We start from the raw sequence: 21,365 nt of genomic DNA, 5'->3' as shown, positions 1-21,365 counted from the left end.
ACGGCGTCCGACACCGCCTGCCAACCGCCTGCCCGTTTCAGGGCGGCGGCCTCCACCAGCAGGAACTGCCCGTTGGCCGCCGCCATCGACGGCCGCGCGGACCGCTCGGCGATCCGCAGCGGCAAGGTGGTCAGCCACGACCACGCCAGCAGCGGCTGCACGAGCCGCCCTGCCACCCCCGCCGCGACCTGCCGCGGCCACGGGCTGAGCAGGTCCAGCGGCCGCGGTCCCCGTAGCAGCGCCACCGCGGCGGCGACGGCATGCCGGGCGAGCACCACGTCCGCGTCGATGTACACCAGGACCTCGCCGCGGGCCGCGGCCGCCAGTTGCGCGCACGCGTGCGGTTTACCCAGGAATCCGGGCGGGGGCGGAACGCCGGTCAGCACCCGCAACCGCGGGTCGGGCACGGCCAGCCGCCGCACCACGTCGGCGGTGCCGTCGGAGGAGCCGTCGTCGAGCACCAGGATCTCGGCGTCGGCCAGGCCGCGCTGGGCGAGCAGCGAGCGGATCGTCGGCGCGATGCGGTGCGCCTCGTCGCGTGCCGGCACCAGCACCGACACCGGGGCGGTCACCTCCGGCGGCACGTCGGGCGGGCGCCGCAGCAGCCGCAGGTTCAGCACCGCATGCGCGGTCCCGGCGGCGGCCAGCGCCGATCCGGCGGTGACGAGTGCCCGTAGAGTTTCGGTCAGGCGAGCAGCGGGCACCTGCAAACTCTACGGAACCGTCGACCAGCGGAGGTATTGCGTGGCGTTGGCCGGCCCCCTGCTCGGAGCGCGGGTGCGGATCCCCGCGGACCGCCTGGTGTGGGCGCTCGTCGCCGCCGCGGTCCTCGTGCAGATCGCCTACCCGTTGACGCCCGAGACGTGGCGCACCGAGGTCACGGTCACGAGTGTGATGGTCTTCTTCCTCGCCGCCGTCGCCGACGTCGCGCGGCTGCACGGCGCCGTCGGGGCGGCGGTGCTGATCGCGGTCGCCGGTGGCGGCGGACTGCTCGCGGAGGCGGTCGGGGTGGCCACCGGCCTGCCGTTCGGGCCGTACGCCTACACCGGCACCCTCGGCGCCGAGGTGCTCGGCGTCCCGCTGGTGGTGCCGATGGCCTGGGTGATGATGGCCTGGCCCGCGCTGGTGGTGGCCCGCACGCTCGCGGTGCGCGGCCCCGCCGTCGTCGCGGTGGGTGCGGTGGCGCTGACGGTGTGGGATGTGTTCCTCGACCCGCAGATGGTCGATGCCGGCCACTGGACGTGGTTCGACCCGGATCCCGGTCTGCCGCTGGTCCCGGGCATTCCGCTGACCAATTACGCGGGCTGGCTGCTGGTGTCGGCGCTGGTGGTGGCGGCGCTGCACGCGCTGCTGCGCCGCGAGGACCGGCCGTCGGGCCCGGCGGCGGCGCTGTACCTGTGGGTGTACTTCTCCTCGGTGCTCGCCCACGCGGTGTTCTTCGGGCTGCCCGGCTCGGCGGTCACCGGCGGGCTGCTGATGGGACTGGTCGCGGTGCCGTTCGCCGTCGCGCTGGTGCGCAGGCGCGACCGCGCGGTCACTCCCCCCGCAACCCGGTGAGGAACCGCTGCACGCTCCGGGTCAGCGAGGCGGGCACGCGGTCGGGATCCATCAGGTCGTTCTCGGCGAGCGGACCGGCCTCGCCGGCCACCGTCTCCTCGGTGAACACCCGCAGCGTCCTGCCGTGCCCGCGCAACTCCTCGACCGCCTGCAGGAACGAGCCCCGGCGCGCCAGCGTCCGCTCGAACTCGCCCGCCGACACCCCGAGGTGCTCGCTGATCAGCCGGTGCCGCACCGCGACGATGGTCGCGCGGACGTCGTCCTGACCGCTGCCGTCGGCCGCTTCTGCGCCGGCCTCGATGGCCACGTCGCATTCGCTGTCGAACCCCATCGACCGGTTGTTGAGATTCGAGGAGCCGACGCGCAGCAGCCGGTCGTCGATCACCATGACCTTGGAGTGCACGTAGACCGGGCTGCCGCCGTCGGTCACCGGCCAGTAGATGCCGAACCGGCCGTGCTCGTCGGCCGACCAGAGCACGTGCAGCAGCCGCTGCCTGGCGCTGTCCATCGCCGTCTGCTCGAGCCGGCTCTCCGATTGCCGGGGCATCACGACGACGACGTCGGGTCCCTCGGCTTCGCGCAGCCGGGCGGCGAGCGCCTCGACGAGCGTCCGGGAGGCGAGGTACTGGTTCTCCAGGTAGATGGTGTCCCGGGCGGCGGCGATCGCCTCGAGGTTCAGCGCCTCCACTTCCCGCACCTCGGTCTGGTTCTCCAGCGCCGGCAGCGTGCGGGCGATGCCGACGTCGATGTCGGTCAGGGTGGGGTGGAGGCTGCGCGGCCACGCCGTGTGGGCGGCGTGCACGGGTTCCAGACGGCGGCCGGTCGCGGCGCGCCAGCGGTCGCGGGCCAGCTCGCCGAGCGCCCGTGCGGCATCGCCGTCCACGGCGACGGCGACCTCGTGCCGGGGGCCGTAGTTGCGGCCTAGGGCGCGGCGGAACCGGCTGTTGTGCTCGTGGTCGGGGGTGTCCCAGCGGTCGAGGGTGAGGTCGATCCCGCCGCAGAAGGCGATGGCGTCGTCGATGACGAGGACCTTCTGATGGTGCACCGAACCGGTGGGGTGGGCGCCGTCGATCGCGAACTGCAGCCTCTCCTTGCTGAGCCAGTTCTTCACCACCACCGGGGTCATGCCCTGCCAGATGCCTTGCAGCGCAGGGAACATGTTGAGGTTCGACTTGAGCACGTGGACCTCGAGGTCCGGCCTGCGCCGGGAGATCCACCGTAGGAAGGCGCCCAGCTGGTTCGGCCCGGCGATCCGCTTGCCGCCGCGCTCGAAGGTCATCCGGGTGTCGAAGTCCCAGCCGATCAGCACGATCCGGTGCCGCGCGCGCAGCATCGCGGTCTTCGCGTGGTGGAAGTAGTCGGCGGCGTCGACGATGCAGGCGAACCGTTCCGCACGCTCCACCCGCCAGCACGTCTCACCGGGAACGAGCACCGACATGGCGCTGTGTCTACCCCATCTACGTCCAGGCGAACACCGGTTGTTCGAGTTCGTCGACCGGGTCGTGGCGGCCTTCGAGTCCGAGCCACCGCAGTTGCAGCAGCACCGCGCCGGTGGGGGCGTGGATGAGGTCGTTGCCGAGCGGGATCTGCACGACGGGCCGCGGGCTCTCCGGGATGGTGATGAACCGTGGCGAGTCGGCGCGCTGCAGCTGGTGCAGGCCCACGCGGTAGACGGCGACCACCTCGTCGGGCGCCGGCCGCGGGTCGAGCCTGCCGCCGCCCCAGACCACCACCGGGGTGATGACGTAGCCGGACCGCGTCGGGTAGTCGTCGAGCAGGCCGAGCACGTTCTCCTCGGGCAGCCCGACACCCACCTCTTCGTCGAGTTCGCGCAGCGCCGCCTCGACCACGGTCTCCCCCGGATCCAGCCGGCCGCCGGGCAGCGCCCACTGGGCGGCGTGGCTGTTGAGCCGGGACGCCCTGCGGCACAACAGGAATGCGGCACCTCCCGATACGTCGACCATGCGGCCGTCGAGCCCGGCCTCGGGCATCGGCCGCCCGGCGATCCAGTCGTCCACCGGCGCCGGGTCCACCCGGTCCTCGCCGAGATCGGAGTCGACGAGCACGACGGCGACGGCGGCGTGCCGTTTCGTCGGGTCGGTCACGGTGCGGCGGTCGTGCCCGGCCAGGTGCGTCGCGATCCGGTTCCGCAACGCGTCGTCGTAGCTGATCTGGCCGGGGATCGTCACCGCTCGACCATATGGCAGCGCGGCACGATTCCCCGATGGCGGCCTCGCAACGCTGGGCGATCGCTTAGCATCGCTGCCCATGAGCCGTCTCGACCGCGCGAGCGTCACGGAGTGGCGGCGCTTCTGGAAGCTGCCCGCGGCCGCCGGCCTGGGTTACTCGATCGGCGTCATGCACGTCTACTCGCTCGGCGCGTTCATGGCGCCGCTGCAGGAGGAGTTCGGCTGGTCCAGGGCCGAGGCGTCGCTGGGGCTGACGATCGTCGGGATGGCCGCGGCCGTCGCCGCGCTGCCCATCGGTCTGCTGGTCGACCGGATGGGACCGCGGCGCGTCGGCATCACCGGCGTGGTGCTGGTGGGCGCCGCGTTCGCACTGCTCGGCAGCGCCACCGGATCGCTGGCCAACTGGATCCTGCTGTGGGCCTTGTTGTCCTTCGCCTCGTTCTGGGTGCAGACGACGGTGTGGACCAGCGCGGTCGCCAGCCGGTTCGACAGCTCCCGCGGGCTGGCCTTCGCAGTCACGCTGTCCGGCGGCTCCCTGGCCGCGGCGGTCTTCCCGCCACTGGCCACCACCTTCATCGCCGCCTACGGCTGGCGCGGCGCGTTCGTCGGACTCGGTCTGCTCTGGGGTGCGCTGGTGGTCTTGGTGGTGGCACTGTTCTTCCGCGGCGCCCAGGACGAACGCCGGCCGCCGCCGGTCGACGTCGCCGCCGCGACGCCGCCGCCGCCACTGGCCGGTCTCACCATGCGCGAGGGACTCCGGTCGGCCACTTTCTACCGGCTCCTGCTCGCCGCAGGACTCTTCGCGTTCACCACCCTCGGCGTCGTCGTGCACCTGGTGCCGATCCTGCGTGATGCCGGTACCGAACCGCTGGCCGCGGCGGGCACGGCGGCGCTGGTCGGGATCTTCTCGATCGTGGGCCGGCTGGGAATCGGCGTGCTGCTCGACCGCTTCCCCGGACGCGTCGTGGGTGCCTGCGCCTACCTGGTGCCGATCGTCGGAAGCGCGTTGCTGCTCTTCGACGGCACGAATCCGGTGAGTCAGACCGTGGCGGCGGCGCTGTTCGGCCTCACCCTCGGCGCCGAGGTCGACGTGATCGCCTACCTGGCCTCCCGGCACTTCGGCGTCCGGAACTTCGGCGGCCTGTTCGGCGGCCTGGTGGCCGCGCTCTCGCTGGGCACGGCGTTCGGGCCGCTCGCGGCGGGGGCGATCTCCGACGCCACCGGGGGCTACGGGCCGTTCTTGATCCTCACCATGACGCTCATGGGACTGAGCAGTCTGGCGCTGGCGAGCCTGCGTCCGCCACCGGACTGGACCGGCGCCGCCGCGCCGGATGTCGCGTCGACCCTCAGTCCGCCGTGACCGTGAACGGCCGCCTGGCGTCACCGATCTGGATCAGCGACCCGTCGGCGGTGACCGCGGTCGCGGAGATGCCGCCCTCGCCGTCGGCCATGGCCGCGTCGAGCGCGACCCGGTACCGCAGCGTCACGGCCCTGCCCTTCGGGAAGCCCCCGAGGTCGGTGAACTGGCCGAGGTGGTCCATGCCGAGGCCCGCCGCGGGGCTCTGTACCGGCACCCAGGAACCGGCCGCCGCGTCGTAGCGCTCGACGGTTCCCTTCGCGATGCCGGGGACCGGCGCGCAGCTGCAGTTGTCCAGCACCAGTCCCACACCGACCGACGGGTAGTCGACCGGGGTGTCGTTGCACACCGTCACCTCGACCTCGGCAGGCGCCGCGCCGGGCGTGATCGTGCCGGCGGGGATGCCGCTCATCGCGACCGAGAGGCGGTACTCCTCGGGGACGAAGCCGTAGGGCTCGTCGTGCGGCACCGGCCAGTTCTCCGGGCTGACGGCGCAGTCCGAGTGCTGGGCCGGCGGTGCGGCCGTGGGCGCCGCTGTCGGCGTGACGGTCACCGTCGGGGCCGGTGCGGAGCTCGTCGGCGCGGCGACCGTGGTGGTGACGGTCACCGTGCCCGGCGCCGTCGGCGGCGTGTCCGTGGAGCAGGCGGGGGTCATCGCCAGGGCGGCGAGCGCCGCGGCGAAGCCGACGAGGCGCGCGTGTGTGCGTGTCATGCCGCCAAGTCCACCCCACCGCTCCGGTTACCGATCCCAAATGCGCGTCGGGCACGCTGGTGGGGCCATGTCACCCACCCCCCTGCTCGACGACCCCGACGACCTGTCGGCGCTGCGCGCGATGGGCGACGACGCCGACGGACTCTTCGCGTCGTTCGCCGCGTGGGCCGAGGCGAACGGCACCGCGTTGTACCCCGCGCAGGAGGAGGCGCTGATCGAACTGGTCAGCGGCGCCAACGTGGTGCTGGCGACGCCAACCGGTTCGGGTAAGTCGCTGGTGGCCACCGGCGCTCAGTACGCGGCGCTGGCGGCGGGGCGGCGCACCTACTACACCGCCCCGATCAAGGCGCTGGTCAGCGAGAAGTTCTTCGCACTGTGCGGGGTGTTCGGCGCGGTGAACGTCGGCATGCTGACCGGCGACGCCGCGGTCAACGCGGACGCGCCGATCATCGCGTGCACGGCCGAGGTGCTCGCGAACATCGCACTGCGGGAAGGACCGGACGCCGCGATCGGCCTGGTGGTGATGGACGAGTTCCACTTCTACGGCGATCCCGACCGGGGCTGGGCGTGGCAGGTGCCGCTGCTCGAGTTGCCGCGCGCCCAGTTCCTGTTGATGTCGGCCACGCTCGGCGACGTCACGTTCCTGCGCGAGGACCTCACCCGCCGCACCGGGCGGCCGACGGCACTGGTGGCCCACGCCGAGCGGCCGGTCCCGCTGTTCTACTCCTACGCCACCACGCCGATGCACGAGACCATCGGCGACCTGCTCGACACCAGGCAGGCGCCGATCTACGTCGTGCACTTCACGCAAGCCTCCGCGCTGGAACGGGCGCAGGCGCTGATGAGCATCAACGTCAGCACCAAGGAGGAGAAGGCGGCGATCCGCGACCTGATCGGCGCGTTCCGGTTCTCCTCGGCGTTCGGCGCCACGCTGTCGCGGCTGGTGCGGCACGGCATCGGTGTGCACCACGCCGGGATGCTGCCCAAGTACCGGCGGCTGGTCGAACAGCTCGCGCAGGCCGGGCTGCTGAAGGTGATCTGCGGCACCGACACCCTCGGCGTCGGCATCAACGTGCCGATCCGCACCGTGGTGTTCTCCGCGCTGTCGAAGTACGACGGCATCCGCACCCGGCTGCTCAATGCGCGCGAGTTCCACCAGATCGCCGGGCGGGCGGGCCGCGCCGGATACGACACCGCGGGCACCGTGGTGGTGCAGGCCCCCGAGCACGAGGTGGAGAACCTCAAACAGTTCGCCAAGGTGGCCGACGACCCGAAGAAGCGCCGTAAGTTGGTGCGGCGCAAAGTGCCCGAGGGCATGGTGCCGTGGAGCGAGAAGACCATGACGCGGCTGGTCGAGGCGGCGCCCGAGCAGCTGACGAGCAACATGCGGGTGTCGACGGCGATGATCCTCGACGTCGTCGACCGTCCCGGTGACCCGTTCGACGCGATGCGGCGGCTGCTCACCGACAATCACGAGCCCCGCAAGCGCCAGCTCCAGCTCATCCGGGAGGCGGTGGGCATCGCCCGCTCGCTGCTGCAGGCCGGCGTCGTCGAACGCCTCGAGGCCCCCGAACCCGATGGGCGGCGCTACCGGTTGACCGTCGACCTGCCGCGCGACTTCGCGCTGTACCAGCCGCTGTCCACCTTCGCCCTCGCCGCCATCGATGTGCTGGATGCGGAGTCGGAATCGTATGCGCGCGATGTCGTCTCGGTGATCGAGGCGACGCTGGAGGACCCGCGTCAGATCCTGGCCGCGCAGCTGAACAAGGCCAGGGGCGAGGCGGTGGCCGCGATGAAGGCCGAGGGCATCGAGTACGACGAGCGGATCGAGCTGCTCGACGACGTCACCTATCCGCGGCCGCTCGAGGAGCTGCTGCAGCACACCTACGAGGTGTACCTGCAGACGAACCCGTGGGCGGCGGACTCACCGCTGTCGCCGAAGTCCGTCGTGCGGGAGATGTGGGAGCGCGGGCTGAGCTTCCGTGAGTTCGTCAGCACCTACAAGCTCACCCGGTCCGAGGGCGCGGTGCTGCGCTACCTGTCCGATGCGGTGAAGGCGCTGCGGTCCGGGGTGCCTGCGGCCGCGCGCACCGAGGAGGTCACCGACATCGTCGAGTGGCTCGCCGAATTGGTGCGCCAGGTCGACTCCAGCCTGCTCGACGAGTGGGAACAGCTCACCAGTCCCGATCAGCACGGTGGAGCTGCCCCAGAGATTCCAGCGGTGCCCGTCCGGCCGCGCCCGCTGACCGGCAACGAGCGGGCGTTCACCGCGATGGTCCGCAACGCGCTGTTCCGCCGGGTGGAGCTGTTCGCCCGCCGCCGCTGGAATGAGCTGGGCGAGTTGGATTCCGGGTCGGGGTGGCACGCCGAACGGTGGGCCGACGCCGGACGGGAGTATTTCGCCGAGCATGCCGACGTGGGGATCGGCGCCGACGCCCGCGGCCCGGCGCTGCTGATCATCGACCGCCAGCCTGGTGTGTGGCGGGTGCGGCAGATCCTCGACGACCCGGCGGGCGACCGCGACTGGGGCATCGACGTCGAGGTCGATCTGGAGGCGTCCGACGAGGAGGGCGTCCCGGTGATCCGGCTGGTGGAAGCCGGGCGGATGGACTAGTTGGTCGACGGTGGTGGTTGGGGTTGGAACGGTGGGTACCACCACCAGTCGGCCCGTTCGCCGGTGGGCCCGGGACAGGGTGGTACATCGGGCGGCGGTGTCGTCGGCGGTCGGGCCAGTGATGCCGAACTGAGCTGTCGCCCATCGTAATCGGTGACGATGAGGTTCTGTGCGGGGCCGGTGATGGTGATGCCGCCTCGGTGGTGCATCCGGTGGTGGTACGGGCAGACCAGGACGAGGTTGTCCAGTTCGGTGGGGCCGCCGTCCTCCCAGTGCCGGATGTGGTGGGCGTGCAGACCGCGGGTGGCCCCGCATCCGGGGACCACGCAGCAGCGGTCCCGGTGCTCGAGCGCCCGCCGTAGCTTGCGGCTGATCTGGCGGGTGTCGCGTCCGGACCCGATGGGTTGGCCGTGGCGTTCCAGCCACACCTCGAAGGTGGCGTCGCACAGCAGGAATTGACGGTCGGCGTCGGTGAGCACCGGACCGAGGTGCAATGACGCCACTCGTTCCTTGACGTCCACGTGGGCGATCACGGTGGTGCGGTGTCCGTGCGGGCGTCGCGCCACCTCGGCGTCCCAGCCGGCCTCGACCACACTCATGAACGCATCGACCGTCGTGGGTATCGGCGGCGAAAGCTCGTCGGCATCGGCATCGGCATCGGCATCCGCGTCGGCGTGGTCGTGTTTCCAGTCGGCGACCATCCCGTCGAGATGGGATGCCACCGCGGCGTCGAGCTTCGCCGCCTCCAGACGCGGCAGGAAGATCCGATAGGTAGTGCCCGTATCGTCGCAGGTCTTGCTGTACGACGGTGCGGGTTCCGGTTTGGGGTCGGGTTGCGGTTGCGGTTGCGGTTGGGGTTGCGGTGGGGGTTCGAGCTTGATCGCGGTGCGCAACTGGTTCACCGTCGCGGCGGTGACCAACTGGGCGTAGTGCGCATCAGAGCCCGGCCCGGCCTTCTCGGCGATCACCCCGACCTGATCGAGTGACACCCGACCCTCGCGCAAGAGTCGGGTGCAGCGCGGCAATTCCTCCCACCGCTGCGCGACAGCGGTGACGATTTCAGCGTTCCTCGGTGACGCCCCGGTCTTCCACGCCACCATCGCCGCCACCGACCGCGCACCCGTCATGCCCCACAATCCGTCGCGGTCGATCTCGGCGACGATCTCCACCAGCCGCCCGTCGATCGCATTGCGCTGACCGCACAACTCGGCGATCTCATCGAACAACACCGCCAGCCGGTCCTTCGGCCTCACCGAAGGAGCGAAAGACGTTGCGCTCGAGGACATGACCCCATCATCGCAGAGGGGTACGACACGTCTCGGACCGCGGAACCCCCGGACTCGGGTAGTCGACTACCCACGTGAACGCCACGCATTCTGCGCACACTCGATCTGCGGCCCGGCACCAGCCGTGCCGACACAACAAGCGGGGGAACAGAGATGACGAACGACAGGACAAAACAGTTGGCGCCGACGGAGGCATTCGCCGCCGACGACGAATCCGGCTCGGACCATGAGACATCGGAGGACCAGCAGCCGTCGGGCCGCCAGGACCGTCAGCGCGATCTCGCCGGTGACGGCGCCGTGACCGAAGACGTCATCGACGAGCAGAGGGGCTGAGACCATGTATCTGGCATTCCGGAACAACTACGGACGCACGGTCTCGGTGGCGGTCATGAAACGCGATCAGGACGGCTGTGGCCAGTACGGCGGCTGGGCGACCAAGGGGTGGTGGGTGCTCGCCCCCGGTGAGAAGAAGTCGGCCATCTACACGACGAACAGGTACGCGTACTTCTACGCCCTGGCCACCGACGGCACCTGGTGGGGAGACCCCAACGGTCCGACGATGTACGTCAATCCGTACGACAGGTTCGAATCCTGTTACAAGATAGGCACATCCACCTGGGACGTGGTCAGCACGAGACGCGCCGACCTGGGCACGAACCTGTCGAGCACCCACACGGTCAACCTGAATCCGTGACGTCGGCGGCGCGCTACCGGCTGATGGTGCGCGCCGTCGTTACCGTCGAGAGCTTGTCCGGGTTGGCGATCGCGTAGAGGTTCGTGATCCGGCCGTCGACGATCTCGACGGCCAGCACGGCCTCCAGCCGGTCGTCGCTGTAGACGGCGACTGCGGGTGCGCCGTTGGCCGTGATGACCTCGGTGCGAAGCGTCGCCAGGCCACGGCGGAACGGGCCGACGATGAGCGGCACCAACCGGTCGGCGCCGGTGATCGGCCTGCGGGCGGCGCCCACCCGGCCGCCGCCGTCGGCGGTCCAGGTGGCATCGGGCGCGAGCAGCCTCATCAGTTCGTCCACGTCGCCGGTGGTGGCCGCGGCGAGGAACTGCTCGGTGATCCTGGTGGTCTGCTCGGGGTCGACGCGGTCGAACCGCTTGCGGCGAGCCCGCACGTGTTCGCGCGCCCGGTGCGCCACCTGGCGCACCGCCACCTCGGATTTGCCGACGGCCTCGGCGATCTCGCCGTACTCGAAGTCGAACACCTCGCGCAGCACGAACACCGCCCGCTCGTCGGGGGTGAGCGTCTCGAGCAGCACGAGCATCGCCATCGAGACCGATTCGGCGAGCACCACGTCGGTTGACGCGTCGCGGTCGTCGAGCAGCAGCGGCTCGGGCAGCCACGGCCCGACGTAGTCCTCGCGGCGACGGGCACCGGACCGCAGCGCCTTGAGTGCCTGACGTGTGACCAGTTGCGCCAGATAGGCTTTCGTGTCGCGGACCGTCGCGAGGTCGACGTCGGCCCAGCGCAGGTAGCTGTCCTGCAGCACGTCGTCGGCTTCGGTCGCCGAGCCGAGCAGCTGGTAGGCGATGGTGAACAGCAGCGGCCGCAGCAGGCTGAACCGCTCGGCGTGGTCGGTCACGACGGCACCGCCTGCACCGGCGGATCCACCAGCTCGGGTCGCGTCCGGGCCTTCGGCCACACCGTCGAACCGGGCTTGCGCGCTTCGCGGCGCAGGCCCCACAGCGTGCCCTTGGTGACCGCCTCCTTCACCGCCCCCGCGGCACGGCTGCCGATCCCGCCGCCGAGGTGGAAGTTCACCGGCGTGTCGTTCCTGCGGGTGGGCTGGAACACCGCGGCCCGCCGGCCCAGCCCGACGTTGGTCACCGTCCACATCAGGCTCAGCGGCGCCGGCCGATCGCCGGCGATCCGGCGCAGCACGGTGTCGGCGGCGGTGGCCGCCGTGGGTCCAGCGGCATAGCAACTCATCCGCAGTGGCCGTCCCGACGGTGCGGCCGCATCCCCTGCCGCCAGCACACGGTCGTCATCCACACTGGTCAGTGTCTCGTCGGTGAGCAGACGGCCCAGCGGGTCGATGCGCAGCCCGCTGCGCGCGGCCAGGTCGGGCACCCCGAAGCCGGCCGTCCACACGGTGATCGCGCTCGGGTGCACGGTGCCGTCGGCGAAGACCACGGCGTCGCGCCGGACCTCGGTGACGACGGCCGACTCGATCACTCGCACACCGTTGTCGGCGAACCACGCCGCCACCGACCGCCTTGCCGGTGCGGAGAACGACGGAGCGAGCCGCCCACCGCCGACGAGTGTGACGACGTGACCGCTCTCGGCGAGCTCGGCGGCGGTCTCGATGCCGGTCAGCCCCGCGCCGACGACGGTCACCGGAGCGTTCGGCCCGACGGTGTCGAGGGCGGCCCGCAGTCGCGTGGCGTGCTCGAATTCTGCCACGGCGTAGGCATGTTCGGCCGCTCCGTGCACCGACGGCGGCAGCGCCGCGGTGCTGCCGACGGCGTAGATGACGTAGTCGTAGCGCAGCGCACCGCCCGATGCCAGTCGCACCACGCGGTCCGCGGTGTCGATGCGGGTGGCGCTGTCCACGACCAGCCTCACCCTCTCGCCGAGCAGCGTGCCGTAGTCGGCGGTCGCGTCGCCGGTGCGGGTGGCGAACTGGTGCAGCCGCAGCCGCTGGACGAACTCGGGTCGGGCGTTGACGAGGCTGATGTCGAGGTCGGGATTCTGCTGCAGACGGTTGGCGGCAAGGGTTCCTGCGTAGCCACCGCCGACGACGACGGCGTGGATGCGGTTCTCGCTCATCTGGTTCTCCTGTTCCGGGGGCGATGTACTCGAGATCCCGGCGGACGCCCGTTCGTGACAGGCCTGAGAGAATTGTGACCTAGGCCACATGATGTGCGGCGCAGAGGGTCAGGTCGTGGATCGCTCGCGCGGCGGCCGCGGGACGAACCGGGAGACCCGCTCGACGACGCCCGCGTAGTCGGGCCGACGCGCCAGGCTGCGCTCTTCCATCATCGGGATGCTGGCGCCGAGGAACATCGCGAGGATCGCCGCGGCGCCGATGATCTGCCACCACCAGTCGCCGGGGGCGGCGGCGATGCCGAACATTGCGAGGGACACCCAGAAGGCGAACTCGCCGAAGTAGTTCGGGTGCCGCGACCAGCTCCACAGTCCGCGGTCCATCACCTCGCCGGGCCGCCGGGCCGCGACGAACCGGTGCATCTGCGCATCGGCGGCGAACTCGAGCGCGACCGCCGCAAGACCCACGACGAACGCCGCCCACGCCAGCCAGGTCAGCCCCGGCCCCGGGCGGGTCACCGCGACGTAGACCGGCACCATGCCGAGGAACACCTGGATCGTCGGGATGAGGTGGATGGCGAACAGGTCGGCGGCCCACTCCCACCGGCCGGCGCGCTCCTTGAACATCGGATAGCGCCAGTCCTCGTGGTGCAGACCGGGAAACGCGTAGACCCAGTTACCGGTCAGCCGAATCGCCCAGACCACCACGACGATCGCCACCAGGACGCACCGCAGCGTGTCGGGGGCCGGCGCCGCGATCCACCAGTACGCCAGCAGCAGAGGCGGGATCACGCTCCAGAAGGCGTCGTAGAAGCTGGAGTTCCGGTAGATCCGGCTGAACCCGAAGATCACCAGGGTGGCCAGCACGTCGGCGATGAGGGCGTCCAGCCAGAGCCGGCCGGTGCCGGGCCCCCACAGCAGGTAGGCCACCGCGACGGCGACGGCCACCACGTATGCGGCCGCGACGATCGCCAGCGACCGTCCTCTGGTGTACGCGGCTGACGTCACTGTCGACCTCCGTCGGCAAGAAAGCGCTCGCGGATCCCGAGCGCAGCCCTGACTATAGATTCATGATCGAGCCCGACGTCGCGGACAGCCCCGGCGGCGAGGCTCACGCTTCCCGAGTCGCCGAGCCCGGTGCGCCGGGGCCGCCGTGGAGCCTGCCGACCCTGCTCGCCTTCCGCTTCGGCAGCTGCTACTTCGGGGCGTTCGGCCTGGCGCTCGCCATCGGTCTGGTGCCGGTGGTGCTCGCGGGCATCGGCATCGAGGGTCCCTGGTCGGCCATGCGCGCAGCGGTCACGGTGATGCGACCGCCGATCGACTGGACCGGCACCCATCTGCTCGGCCTGCACGTGCAGGGCACCCAGGTCGGCAGTGACAGCGCATTCCAGTGGTCGGCGATCGTCCTGATCGCCGCACTCGCGGCAGTGGCGACGGCGGTGTGGTCGGTGCTCGACCGGCGCCGCAGGCGCTACGACCGGCTGCACACCTGGGTGTGGACGGTCCTTCGGCTCATGCTCGCCGCGGCGATGTTCTATTTCGGGATGGCAAAGGTGATCCCGACGCAGATGCCGTTCGTGCTGAACCGGCTGGTCGAGCCGTACGGGAACTTCAGTCCGACGGGTGCCCTGTGGGCGCAGGTCGGCATCTCGCAGCCCTACCAGATGATGCTCGGCGCGGCCGAGGTGCTCGGCGGGCTGCTCCTGCTGCTCCCGCGGACCGCCGTCGCCGGTGCGCTGGTGTGCGCGTTCGACCTCACGCAGGTGTTCATCCTGAACATGACCTACGACATCCGGCTGAAGTCGGTGTCGTCGCAGTTGCTGCTGCTGAGCCTGTTCCTGCTCGCCCCCCACGCGCGCCGGCTGTTCGCGGCGCTGTTCACCGACCGGGCGGTCGCGGCCGCCGAGGCGACACCCCTGTTCGACGGCCGCCGGGCGAACCGCACAGCCCTTGTGGCGCAGGTGCTGGTCGGGGTGATGCTGCTGGCCGCGTTCGGCGGGCAGGGCTGGCGGCAGTTCACCCGGCCGACGCCGAACCTCTACGGCATCTGGCAGGTCGACGGGTTCTCCGCCGAGGGCTACCGCCGCGACCCGATGCTGACCGACGAATTGCGCTGGCGGCGGGTGATCTTCGACCGGCCGTTCCTGATGTCGGATCCGGTGATGGTGACCGTGCAGCACATGGACGACTCGTTCGAGGTGTTCGGCGGGACCATCGACGCGCGCACCCACTTCATCGACCTGACCAACCGGATCGAACTCGGGTCCTACGAGGAGACACCGGCGACGATCCGGCTGAGCTACTGGTGGCCCGATGCGGGCAGCACCGACAGGATCGTGATCGACGGCGAGGATTTCGCGGGTCACCGCATCCACGCGTGGTTCACCCGGATGGATCCGGCGACGTTCCCACTCGTCGAACGGGGCTTCAATTGGATCCAGGAGCAGCCCTACAATCGCTGACTATTCGCCGGCCGAATCGGGAATAAAATCATCGGCCCGTAACGTGCTGTCGCGGTGGCACTCCCACGCCATGACCTGGAGCGCGGACGGGGTTACGCTGAGTCGGTGAGCAGTCAGCGGGTGCCCGGCGGGGTGGTGCACGAGCTGCCCGCGGACCTGCGCGCGGCATTGGTCGACGACGCCACCGCGCTCGCCGCGTGGAAGGACATCACGCCGCTGGCACGCAACGAGTTCATCTGCTGGGTGGAGGACGCCAAGCAGAAGACGACACGGGAACGCCGCATCCGGCGCACCCGGGAAGAACTGGAGGAGGGCCAGCGCCGGCCCTGCTGTTGGCCGGGGTGCAAACACCGTGAGCGCACCGGCAGTTAGGCAACTTCGAGATCAGGCGGTCGGGATGAGAAGAGTTGGTCGTTGGTTCGCTGCCCTGGTGCCCGCTGTGACAGCGGTCGCGGGTTCGGTCGTGGTCGCCGCTCCGGCGAACGCGGCGCCGTGTCCCGACGTGGAGGTGATCTTCGCGCGGGGCACGTTCGAACCGGCCGGCGTGGGCGGCGTCGGGCAGGCGTTCGTTGATGCGCTGCGGGCGAAGACGCCCGGTAAGTCGGTCGAGGTCTACCCGGTGAACTACCCGGCGTCGCTGGACTTCGCCACGGCAGCGGACGGCGTCATCGACGCCAGCAACCGGGTGCGCGCCACGGCGGCGAACTGTCCGGACACCGAGATCGTGCTGGGCGGCTACTCACAGGGCGCCGCGGTGGCGGCCTACATCACCGAGGACGCCGTCCCCGAGGGCTACACACCGCCGCCGGGGATGACCGGACCGATGGAGCCCGAGGTGGCCGATCGCGTCGCCGCGGTGACCCTGTTCGGTAAGCCCTCGAGCGGTTTCCTGCAGATGATCTACACCGGCGCGCCGCCGATCAACGTCGGCTCGCGGTACGTGTCGAAGACCCTCGACCTGTGCGTCGTCGACGATCCCGTGTGCTCACCGGGCGGCGGGAACAACGGCGCTCACGGTGCCTACGTCGTGAACGGCATGGTGAACGAGGCGGCCGACTACGCGGTGGGCAAGCTGCCCGGCGGCGAATCCGAACCCGTGGAAACGGTGGCACAGGGCTAGCAGTTTCCTGCTAGCCGGTAGCCGTCACGGGTGCCAGCGCCGATGTGCTGACACCCCCGTGCGCGGGACTCTTGTGCCGACCACGAGAGCCCCCCGTCGGAAGGACGGCCATGACCACCAGCGCCGCATCGAAAGCCACCGCCGTTCCGCCGTTGTTCCGCAGACTCGCGGTCGGGGTGGCGGTGCTCGCCGCCGTGCTCGGACCGCAGGCAGCCGGGGTGGCCACCGCCGATCCGTCCTGCCCGGACGTCGAGGCGGTCTTCGCGCGCGGGACGTTCGAGGCGCCCGGTGTCGGGGCGACGGGTCAGGCGTTCGTCGACGCGCTCGATGCCCGCCTGCCAGGGCGCAGCGTCGAGGCCTACGGCGTCGACTACCCCGCGTCACTCGATTTCCAGGCGGCCGTTGGCGGCGTCGCCGACACCGCGGCCAAGGTCGAGGCGATCGCGGCGACCTGCCCGGACACCAGGATCGTGCTCGGCGGCTACTCCCAGGGCGCGGCGGTGGCCGCCTACACCACCTCGGACAGCGTGCCCGCGGGAGTCGTCCTGCCTTCCGGCCTCACTGGACCGCTACCGGCCTCGGTCGCTCCCCATGTCGCGGCGGTGGTGCTCTTCGGTCTGCCCGACAGCTGGTTCCTGGGCCTCGTCGACCACAGCGCACCGCCGATCGCGATCGGCAACGCCTATGCGCCGAAGACGCTCCAGCTGTGCGCCGCCGGTGATCCGGTGTGCGCGCCGGGCGGGCTGGACCGGGCCGCGCACAGCTCCTACAAGTCCAACGGGATGACCGAACAGGCCGCCGACTTCGCGGTGAACGCGCTGAACCTGCCCGCCCCGCAGGGCGACCCGGCCACGGTGCAGTGACGTCAGGTCGGCCGCGGCCGGCCGGTCAGCGCACGGATCGTCTTGATCTCGTCGTGCCGATAGGGCCGGCCCGCGGGGTGCAGCAGGTCGTGGAACCACACCGGCGGGTCGGCCGGATACGGACGCTCCCAGGAATCCCACGGGAAGATCGTCTGGCTGCGCCCGGCCACCAGACCCCAGTTGAACGCGCCGACATTGTGCCGCTTGGCGATCGGCAGGATGCCTTCGACGGTGCTGCCCATCGAACGGGCCAGGTACTCGGTGCACAGCATCGGTCGTCCGAGCGGCGCGAGTTCGCCGATCCGGCCCTCGAAGCCGGCCGGGTGGTCGTAGCTATGGAAGCTGATCACGTCGGAGTTGTCGAGCTGGATGGCCGCGATCGGGCTGCGGCGCAGCGGGTCCCGCCACTCGCCCTGCCAGACACCACTCGTCAGGGGCTGGTCCGGGTCCACCGACCGCGCCCATCCGAACACCTGCGGAAGCAGCCCGGCGACCAGATCGAGCTTGTCCCTGCGTTCGACCAGGTGGTACTGCGGTGCCAGATTGTCCGGCTCGTTCCACAGGTCCCAGCCCAGCACCCGGGCGTCGTTGCGGTAGCGGCTCAGCACCGCCACGACGTAATCGCGCATCACCCGCCGGTAGCCGGGGTCGCCGAGACGCTCGGCGCCTGGGCTCTGCACCCAGCCGGAGTTGTGCACGCCGGGCCGCGGCCCGCGCTGGCGGCCTGCCGCGGGGAACGGGTCCCAGCATGAGTCGAAGAGGACGAAGAGCGGCTTGATGCGGTGGCGCGCCGCGATCGTCACGAAGTGTGACAGCCGGCGCTGGAATCCCGCCTTGTCCTGCACCCACAGCTGATCGTGCAGGAACACCCGAGCGGTGTTGAAGCCGATCAGCCGGGCGGCGCGCAGTTCGGCGTCGATGCGCCGCGGGTCGAAGGTGGCCGCACCGAACATCTCCAGCTGATTGATCGCGTTCGAGGTGACGTAGTTCGCGCCGACGAGCCAGCCCTGCGCCCGGTACCAGCGGTGCGCGCGCTCGGCGGGCCACCTGCCGGCCTGGGCGCCCGCCCGCGGGGGCTGGGTGAGCATCGCGCCCACTGCCAGCAGTGGAGGCAGCTTGAGCGCCGTCCGCCGGTGTACCCGGGGCGCGCGCAGTTCTGCGTTGAGGTGCTCTCGGGGGCCTGTCACTGGTCCTAAAGGGTCGGTGTGGGCGTCGTCACATGAACTGGCCCCCGCACAGCTGGACGACGGATTGCGTTGGTGCACTGCGTCTTTGCGCTACACCACTGTGCATCGTTGCACCGGAAGGCGCCGTTACACCCCGGCGCCAGGCCAACACGCTACGGCAACGCCGCGGCGTCGGCATCCGCGCTGGACAGGCCGCCGGATCGGGCAAAGTTGGGATCGGTAGGCACGTCGCCGGCGTGTAATGGGCTCACTCGCCTGCCACCCCGTGGCACGCCGAAAGGACCTGTCATGAATCGAAGCCTGGTCGCAGGATTCGCCGCCGCAGCAGCCGTCACGGGCGGTCTCACCTTCGCCATGGTGGGGCCGTCGGCGGGCACTGCTCTCGCGGCGCCCTTCTGCTCGCCGTCGAACGCCAACACCCCGCCCTGCGCGCCGCCCGAGGGCCCGCCGATGCAGTGCAACGCCCAGGGCATGTGCAGCCAGCTGTGGTGCCCCGGTTCGGGGATGGAGCCGATCCCGGCCTGGGACACGAACGTGTGTCACAGCTTCTACTTCGACCCCAACGCCCCGTTGACGGAGCCTGTCATGATCGCCGGCCAGCCGCCCGGCCCGCCGGCGCCGCCGCGGCCGCCGTGCATCCCGTTCATCAACTGCCTGCCCGGGTTGACGCACCCGATCTAGGCATTGCGTCTCAACCGGTCCCCGGCCGAGCCACGCCCCGTTACGATACGGCGCGTAGCGTATTTCGCCGAGGCCCGGGAAGGACATTGCATGCGGAGTCGGTATGCCGGCACCCCGTTCACCACCTCCACCGAGGACATCGCCGCGGCACTGGTCGACGTCAGCGTGCCGACACTGCTGCTCAGCCTGGTGCACATCACCGGTGACACCCGCTACCTGGACGAGTTCGCGCAGGCCGGCGTGTTCCTCAACGAGATCCAGGGCTTCATGTCCGAGGAGGACCGGGCCAGGGCCAGAGCGGTGGCACTCGAGGTGATCGTCGACTACCGCGACCGCGGCTGCCCCGAACCGGCGCCGCTGGATCCCGGCGTCGTGAAGCGGATGATGGACTGGGCCGCCTGCGAGCCGGTCGGCGAGGAGTACCTCCCGCTGATGTCCGAGGAACTGGACCTCGACGGCACCGATCCGCGCCGCCCGCAGGCGCTGGACCCCGCCGCCGCATCGGAGGTCCCGGTGCTGGTGATCGGCTGCGGCGAGTCGGGCCTGCTGGCGGCGGTCCGGCTCAAGCAGGCGGGCCTGCCGTTCACGGTGATCGAGAAGAACGCGGGCCCGGGCGGCACGTGGTGGGAGAACACCTACCCGGGTGCGCGGGTGGACGTGGCGAACCACTTCTACTGCTACAGCTTCGAACCGAGCAATGCATGGAGCCACTACTTCGCCGAGCAGCCCGAACTGCGGCGGTACTTCGCCGACGTGGCGGCCCGGCACGGCATCGCCGAGCAGGTGCAGTGGCGCACCGAGGTGGTCTCCGCCGCGTGGGACGACGACGGCGGTGTCTGGCGGGTGACACTGCGCGCGGCGGACGGCGCCACGTCGACGGTGGCGGCGCGCGCCGTCATCAGCGCCGTCGGCCAGCTCAACCGGCCGCACATCCCCGACATCCCCGGCGCGGCGGAATTCACCGGCCCGGCCTTCCACTCCGCCGCGTGGGACCACGGCGCGGAGGTGACCGGCCGCCGGGTCGCGCTGATCGGCGCGGGCGCCAGCGGCTTCCAGATCGCGCCCGCGATCGCCGACGACGTCGCACACCTGACGGTCTTCCAGCGCACCGCGCAGTGGATGTTCCCGAACCCGATGTACCACGACCGCGTCGGCGACGGCACCCGGTGGGCGATGGAGCACCTGCCCTTCTACAGCCGCTGGTACCGCTTCCTGGTGCTGTGGCCCGGCGCCGACAAGGGCCTCGACGCGGCGCGCGTGGATCCCGGCTACTCGCCGCAGGATCACGCGGTCAGTGAGATGAATGCGATGGCCCGGCTGATGTTCACCGACTGGATCACCACCCAGGTCGACGGCGACGCCGCGCTGCTGGCGAAGCTGCTGCCGGACTACCCGGCGACCGGGAAGCGCACCCTGCAGGACAACGGCAGCTGGATCCGGACGCTGCGCCGCGACCACGTCGACCTGGTCCGCACACCGATCGAACGGATCACCGCCACCGGTGTCGTCACCGCGGACGGGCAGGAGCACCCGGTCGACGTCATCGTGTACGCCACCGGCTTCCGCGCCACCGAGGTGCTGTGGCCGATGACGGTCACCGGTCGTGACGGCGCCGACCTGCGCGAGGTGTGGGGTGAGCGGCCGTATGCGTACCGCGGGATCACCGTGCCGGGCTTCCCCAACTTCTTCCTCACCTACGGCCCCGGCACCCACCTGGCCCACGGCGGAAGCCTCATCCTCAACTCGGAACTGCAGATGCGCTACATCGGGCAGTGCCTGGCCAGGCTGGCCGACGGCGTGCATTCGATGGAGCCGACACCGGAGGCCACCGACGAGTGGCGGCGCCGCTCACAGGAGGCGATCCGGCAGACGGTGTGGGCACATCCCTCGATCGCCCACTCGTATTTCAAGAACTCGTTCGGCGAGATCCACACGGTCAGCCCGTGGAAGCTCCACGAGTACCACGCCGCGGTCCGGGAGCCGGTCTGGGACGATTTCGTGCTGCGGTCGGCCCCGGTCACCGCGGGTTCGGAGGTGGCGCGTCATGCGTAGCGTCATCATCGACGGGCCGGCGACGATCCGGGTGGACAATCGGCCCGACCCGGTGCTTCCCGGGCCCGACGGCGCGGTGGTCGCGGTGAGCGCGTCCGGCATCTGCGGATCCGACCTGCACTTCTACGAGGGCGACTACCCGATGTTCGAGCCGGTGGCGCTCGGCCACGAGGCCGTCGGCACCGTCGTCGACATCGGTCCCGACGTCCGGACGGTCCGGGTGGGCGACCGGGTGCTGGTGTCGTCGGTGGCCGGCTGCGGGCACTGCGCGGGTTGCGCGACGCTCGACCCGATCCGGTGTCACTCAGGCCCGCAGATCTTCGGCGCCGGGGTGCTCGGCGGCGCGCAGTCCGAACTGCTGGCCGTCCCGGCCGCCGACTTCCAGCTGCTCGCCGTGCCCGACGGCATCGACGACGAGCAGGCGCTGCTGCTCACCGACAACCTGGCCACCGGCTGGGCCGCGGCGCAGCGCGCCGACTTCCCGGCCGGCGGCACGGTCGCCGTCATCG

At 70.9% G+C, this 21,365-nt stretch carries 21 protein-coding genes; 12 read left to right on the top strand and 9 right to left on the bottom strand.

Features of this window, described 5'->3' with window-relative positions; translation table 11 throughout:
• Nucleotides 1–704 (bottom strand): glycosyltransferase family 2 protein (locus Q2100_RS19260; RefSeq protein ID WP_302915350.1); only part of this gene is annotated, 704 nt, incomplete at its 3' end.
• Nucleotides 705–744: 40 nt separating this feature from the next.
• On the opposite strand from Q2100_RS19260, the gene Q2100_RS19255 reads away from it, so the two are divergent.
• The gene (locus Q2100_RS19255) at nucleotides 745–1,557 is read left to right on the top strand and encodes a carotenoid biosynthesis protein (protein ID WP_302915349.1); all 813 of its coding nucleotides are present in this window, start codon (nucleotides 745–747) and stop codon (nucleotides 1,555–1,557) included.
• On the opposite strand, the gene Q2100_RS19250 is transcribed toward Q2100_RS19255, so the two are convergent.
• Nucleotides 1,535–2,995, bottom strand: coding sequence for a phospholipase D-like domain-containing protein (locus Q2100_RS19250; RefSeq protein ID WP_302915348.1), 1,461 nt, complete (start codon nucleotides 2,993–2,995; stop codon nucleotides 1,535–1,537). The two genes, Q2100_RS19255 and Q2100_RS19250, sit on opposite strands and share 23 nt — an antisense overlap.
• Before the next feature lie 19 nt (nucleotides 2,996–3,014).
• Nucleotides 3,015–3,746, bottom strand: coding sequence for an NUDIX hydrolase (locus Q2100_RS19245; RefSeq protein WP_302915347.1), 732 nt, complete (start codon nucleotides 3,744–3,746; stop codon nucleotides 3,015–3,017).
• Nucleotides 3,747–3,825: 79 nt separating this feature from the next.
• Between Q2100_RS19245 and Q2100_RS19240 the strand changes: the two genes are divergently transcribed.
• Complete coding sequence (locus Q2100_RS19240; protein ID WP_302915346.1) at nucleotides 3,826–5,106, top strand: MFS transporter; 1,281 nt, start codon at nucleotides 3,826–3,828, stop codon at nucleotides 5,104–5,106.
• Here the strand turns inward: Q2100_RS19240 and Q2100_RS19235 are convergent.
• Nucleotides 5,093–5,815, bottom strand: coding sequence for a hypothetical protein (locus Q2100_RS19235; RefSeq protein ID WP_302915345.1), 723 nt, complete (start codon nucleotides 5,813–5,815; stop codon nucleotides 5,093–5,095). The genes Q2100_RS19240 and Q2100_RS19235 overlap by 14 nt on opposite strands.
• A gap of 67 nt (nucleotides 5,816–5,882) precedes the next feature.
• Here Q2100_RS19235 and Q2100_RS19230 point away from each other — a divergent pair, with 67 nt between their 5' ends.
• On the top strand, nucleotides 5,883–8,429 hold the full coding sequence (locus tag Q2100_RS19230; RefSeq protein WP_302915344.1) for a DEAD/DEAH box helicase: 2,547 nt from the start codon (nucleotides 5,883–5,885) through the stop codon (nucleotides 8,427–8,429).
• Here the strand turns inward: Q2100_RS19230 and Q2100_RS19225 are convergent.
• The gene (locus Q2100_RS19225; RefSeq protein ID WP_302915343.1) at nucleotides 8,426–9,715 is read right to left on the bottom strand and encodes an HNH endonuclease signature motif containing protein; all 1,290 of its coding nucleotides are present in this window, start codon (nucleotides 9,713–9,715) and stop codon (nucleotides 8,426–8,428) included. The two genes, Q2100_RS19230 and Q2100_RS19225, sit on opposite strands and share 4 nt — an antisense overlap.
• A 153-nt stretch (nucleotides 9,716–9,868) precedes the next feature.
• On the opposite strand from Q2100_RS19225, the gene Q2100_RS19220 reads away from it, so the two are divergent.
• Both Q2100_RS19220 and Q2100_RS19215 read left to right on the top strand, forming a co-directional pair.
• Entirely contained in the window at nucleotides 9,869–10,048 is a 180-nt protein-coding gene (locus Q2100_RS19220; RefSeq protein WP_302915342.1) for a hypothetical protein, read from the top strand.
• 55 nt (nucleotides 10,049–10,103) lie between these two features.
• Nucleotides 10,104–10,409: a hypothetical protein gene (locus Q2100_RS19215; protein ID WP_372503770.1), complete on the top strand. Its 306-nt coding sequence runs from the start codon at nucleotides 10,104–10,106 to the stop codon at nucleotides 10,407–10,409.
• A gap of 13 nt (nucleotides 10,410–10,422) precedes the next feature.
• Here Q2100_RS19215 and Q2100_RS19210 read toward each other — a convergent pair whose 3' ends face one another.
• The 3 genes from Q2100_RS19210 to Q2100_RS19200 all read right to left on the bottom strand — a co-directional run bounded on the left by Q2100_RS19210 (nucleotide 10,423) and on the right by Q2100_RS19200 (nucleotide 13,499).
• Complete coding sequence (locus tag Q2100_RS19210) at nucleotides 10,423–11,307, bottom strand: RNA polymerase sigma-70 factor (protein WP_302915341.1); 885 nt, start codon at nucleotides 11,305–11,307, stop codon at nucleotides 10,423–10,425.
• On the bottom strand, nucleotides 11,304–12,494 hold the full coding sequence (locus Q2100_RS19205; RefSeq protein WP_302915340.1) for an NAD(P)/FAD-dependent oxidoreductase: 1,191 nt from the start codon (nucleotides 12,492–12,494) through the stop codon (nucleotides 11,304–11,306). The genes Q2100_RS19210 and Q2100_RS19205 overlap by 4 nt, the downstream gene beginning before the upstream one ends.
• A gap of 108 nt (nucleotides 12,495–12,602) precedes the next feature.
• Nucleotides 12,603–13,499 (bottom strand): DUF1295 domain-containing protein, encoded by an 897-nt coding sequence (locus Q2100_RS19200; protein WP_302915339.1) that lies wholly within the window; start codon nucleotides 13,497–13,499, stop codon nucleotides 12,603–12,605.
• A gap of 62 nt (nucleotides 13,500–13,561) precedes the next feature.
• Between Q2100_RS19200 and Q2100_RS19195 the strand changes: the two genes are divergently transcribed.
• From Q2100_RS19195 to Q2100_RS19180, 4 genes are all read left to right on the top strand, one after another.
• Nucleotides 13,562–14,953 (top strand): DoxX family protein, encoded by a 1,392-nt coding sequence (locus Q2100_RS19195; protein ID WP_328518128.1) that lies wholly within the window; start codon nucleotides 13,562–13,564, stop codon nucleotides 14,951–14,953.
• Between the two features lie 105 nt (nucleotides 14,954–15,058).
• Nucleotides 15,059–15,325, top strand: coding sequence for a YdeI/OmpD-associated family protein (locus tag Q2100_RS19190; RefSeq protein WP_264014266.1), 267 nt, complete (start codon nucleotides 15,059–15,061; stop codon nucleotides 15,323–15,325).
• Nucleotides 15,326–15,350: 25 nt separating this feature from the next.
• On the top strand, nucleotides 15,351–16,073 hold the full coding sequence (locus Q2100_RS19185) for a cutinase family protein (protein ID WP_302915338.1): 723 nt from the start codon (nucleotides 15,351–15,353) through the stop codon (nucleotides 16,071–16,073).
• Between the two features lie 110 nt (nucleotides 16,074–16,183).
• Nucleotides 16,184–16,936, top strand: a complete 753-nt coding sequence (locus tag Q2100_RS19180; RefSeq protein WP_302915337.1) for a cutinase family protein — start codon at nucleotides 16,184–16,186, stop codon at nucleotides 16,934–16,936.
• A 2-nt stretch (nucleotides 16,937–16,938) separates the two neighbouring features.
• Here Q2100_RS19180 and Q2100_RS19175 read toward each other — a convergent pair whose 3' ends face one another.
• A complete protein-coding gene (locus Q2100_RS19175; protein ID WP_264014273.1) occupies nucleotides 16,939–18,024 on the bottom strand; it encodes a glycoside hydrolase 5 family protein in 1,086 nt (361 codons plus the stop codon).
• Between the two features lie 387 nt (nucleotides 18,025–18,411).
• Between Q2100_RS19175 and Q2100_RS19170 the strand changes: the two genes are divergently transcribed.
• From Q2100_RS19170 to Q2100_RS19160, 3 genes are all read left to right on the top strand, one after another.
• Nucleotides 18,412–18,804, top strand: a complete 393-nt coding sequence (locus Q2100_RS19170; protein WP_302915336.1) for a hypothetical protein — start codon at nucleotides 18,412–18,414, stop codon at nucleotides 18,802–18,804.
• Nucleotides 18,805–18,894: 90 nt separating this feature from the next.
• Nucleotides 18,895–20,856, top strand: a complete 1,962-nt coding sequence (locus tag Q2100_RS19165) for a flavin-containing monooxygenase (protein ID WP_302915335.1) — start codon at nucleotides 18,895–18,897, stop codon at nucleotides 20,854–20,856.
• Nucleotides 20,849–21,365: alcohol dehydrogenase catalytic domain-containing protein (locus Q2100_RS19160; RefSeq protein ID WP_302915334.1), on the top strand; the 517-nt coding region annotated here is incomplete at its 3' end. The genes Q2100_RS19165 and Q2100_RS19160, both read left to right, overlap by 8 nt.

It is taken from the genome of Mycolicibacterium arseniciresistens (assembly GCF_030519285.1).
Classification (GTDB): domain Bacteria; phylum Actinomycetota; class Actinomycetes; order Mycobacteriales; family Mycobacteriaceae; genus Mycobacterium; species Mycobacterium arseniciresistens.
Note: the sequence above shows the minus strand (reverse complement) of the source record. Positions and strands in the feature narration are given on the sequence as shown.

What these genes read in the sequence shown, in the direction of transcription:
- Q2100_RS19230 (WP_302915344.1), top strand. Translation starts at nt 5,883, where the DNA reads ATGTCACCCACCCCCCTGCTCGACGACCCCGACGACCTGTCGGCGCTG.
- Q2100_RS19195 (WP_328518128.1), top strand. Translation starts at nt 13,562, where the DNA reads ATGATCGAGCCCGACGTCGCGGACAGCCCCGGCGGCGAGGCTCACGCT.
- Q2100_RS19240 (WP_302915346.1), top strand. Translation starts at nt 3,826, where the DNA reads ATGAGCCGTCTCGACCGCGCGAGCGTCACGGAGTGGCGGCGCTTCTGG.
- Q2100_RS19165 (WP_302915335.1), top strand. Translation starts at nt 18,895, where the DNA reads ATGCGGAGTCGGTATGCCGGCACCCCGTTCACCACCTCCACCGAGGAC.
- Q2100_RS19250 (WP_302915348.1), bottom strand. Translation starts at nt 2,995, where the DNA reads ATGTCGGTGCTCGTTCCCGGTGAGACGTGCTGGCGGGTGGAGCGTGCG.
- Q2100_RS19225 (WP_302915343.1), bottom strand. Translation starts at nt 9,715, where the DNA reads ATGTCCTCGAGCGCAACGTCTTTCGCTCCTTCGGTGAGGCCGAAGGAC.
- Q2100_RS19205 (WP_302915340.1), bottom strand. Translation starts at nt 12,494, where the DNA reads ATGAGCGAGAACCGCATCCACGCCGTCGTCGTCGGCGGTGGCTACGCA.
- Q2100_RS19235 (WP_302915345.1), bottom strand. Translation starts at nt 5,815, where the DNA reads ATGACACGCACACACGCGCGCCTCGTCGGCTTCGCCGCGGCGCTCGCC.
- Q2100_RS19220 (WP_302915342.1), top strand. Translation starts at nt 9,869, where the DNA reads ATGACGAACGACAGGACAAAACAGTTGGCGCCGACGGAGGCATTCGCC.
- Q2100_RS19185 (WP_302915338.1), top strand. Translation starts at nt 15,351, where the DNA reads ATGAGAAGAGTTGGTCGTTGGTTCGCTGCCCTGGTGCCCGCTGTGACA.
- Q2100_RS19180 (WP_302915337.1), top strand. Translation starts at nt 16,184, where the DNA reads ATGACCACCAGCGCCGCATCGAAAGCCACCGCCGTTCCGCCGTTGTTC.
- Q2100_RS19175 (WP_264014273.1), bottom strand. Translation starts at nt 18,024, where the DNA reads ATGCTCACCCAGCCCCCGCGGGCGGGCGCCCAGGCCGGCAGGTGGCCC.
- Q2100_RS19170 (WP_302915336.1), top strand. Translation starts at nt 18,412, where the DNA reads ATGAATCGAAGCCTGGTCGCAGGATTCGCCGCCGCAGCAGCCGTCACG.
- Q2100_RS19215 (WP_372503770.1), top strand. Translation starts at nt 10,104, where the DNA reads ATGAAACGCGATCAGGACGGCTGTGGCCAGTACGGCGGCTGGGCGACC.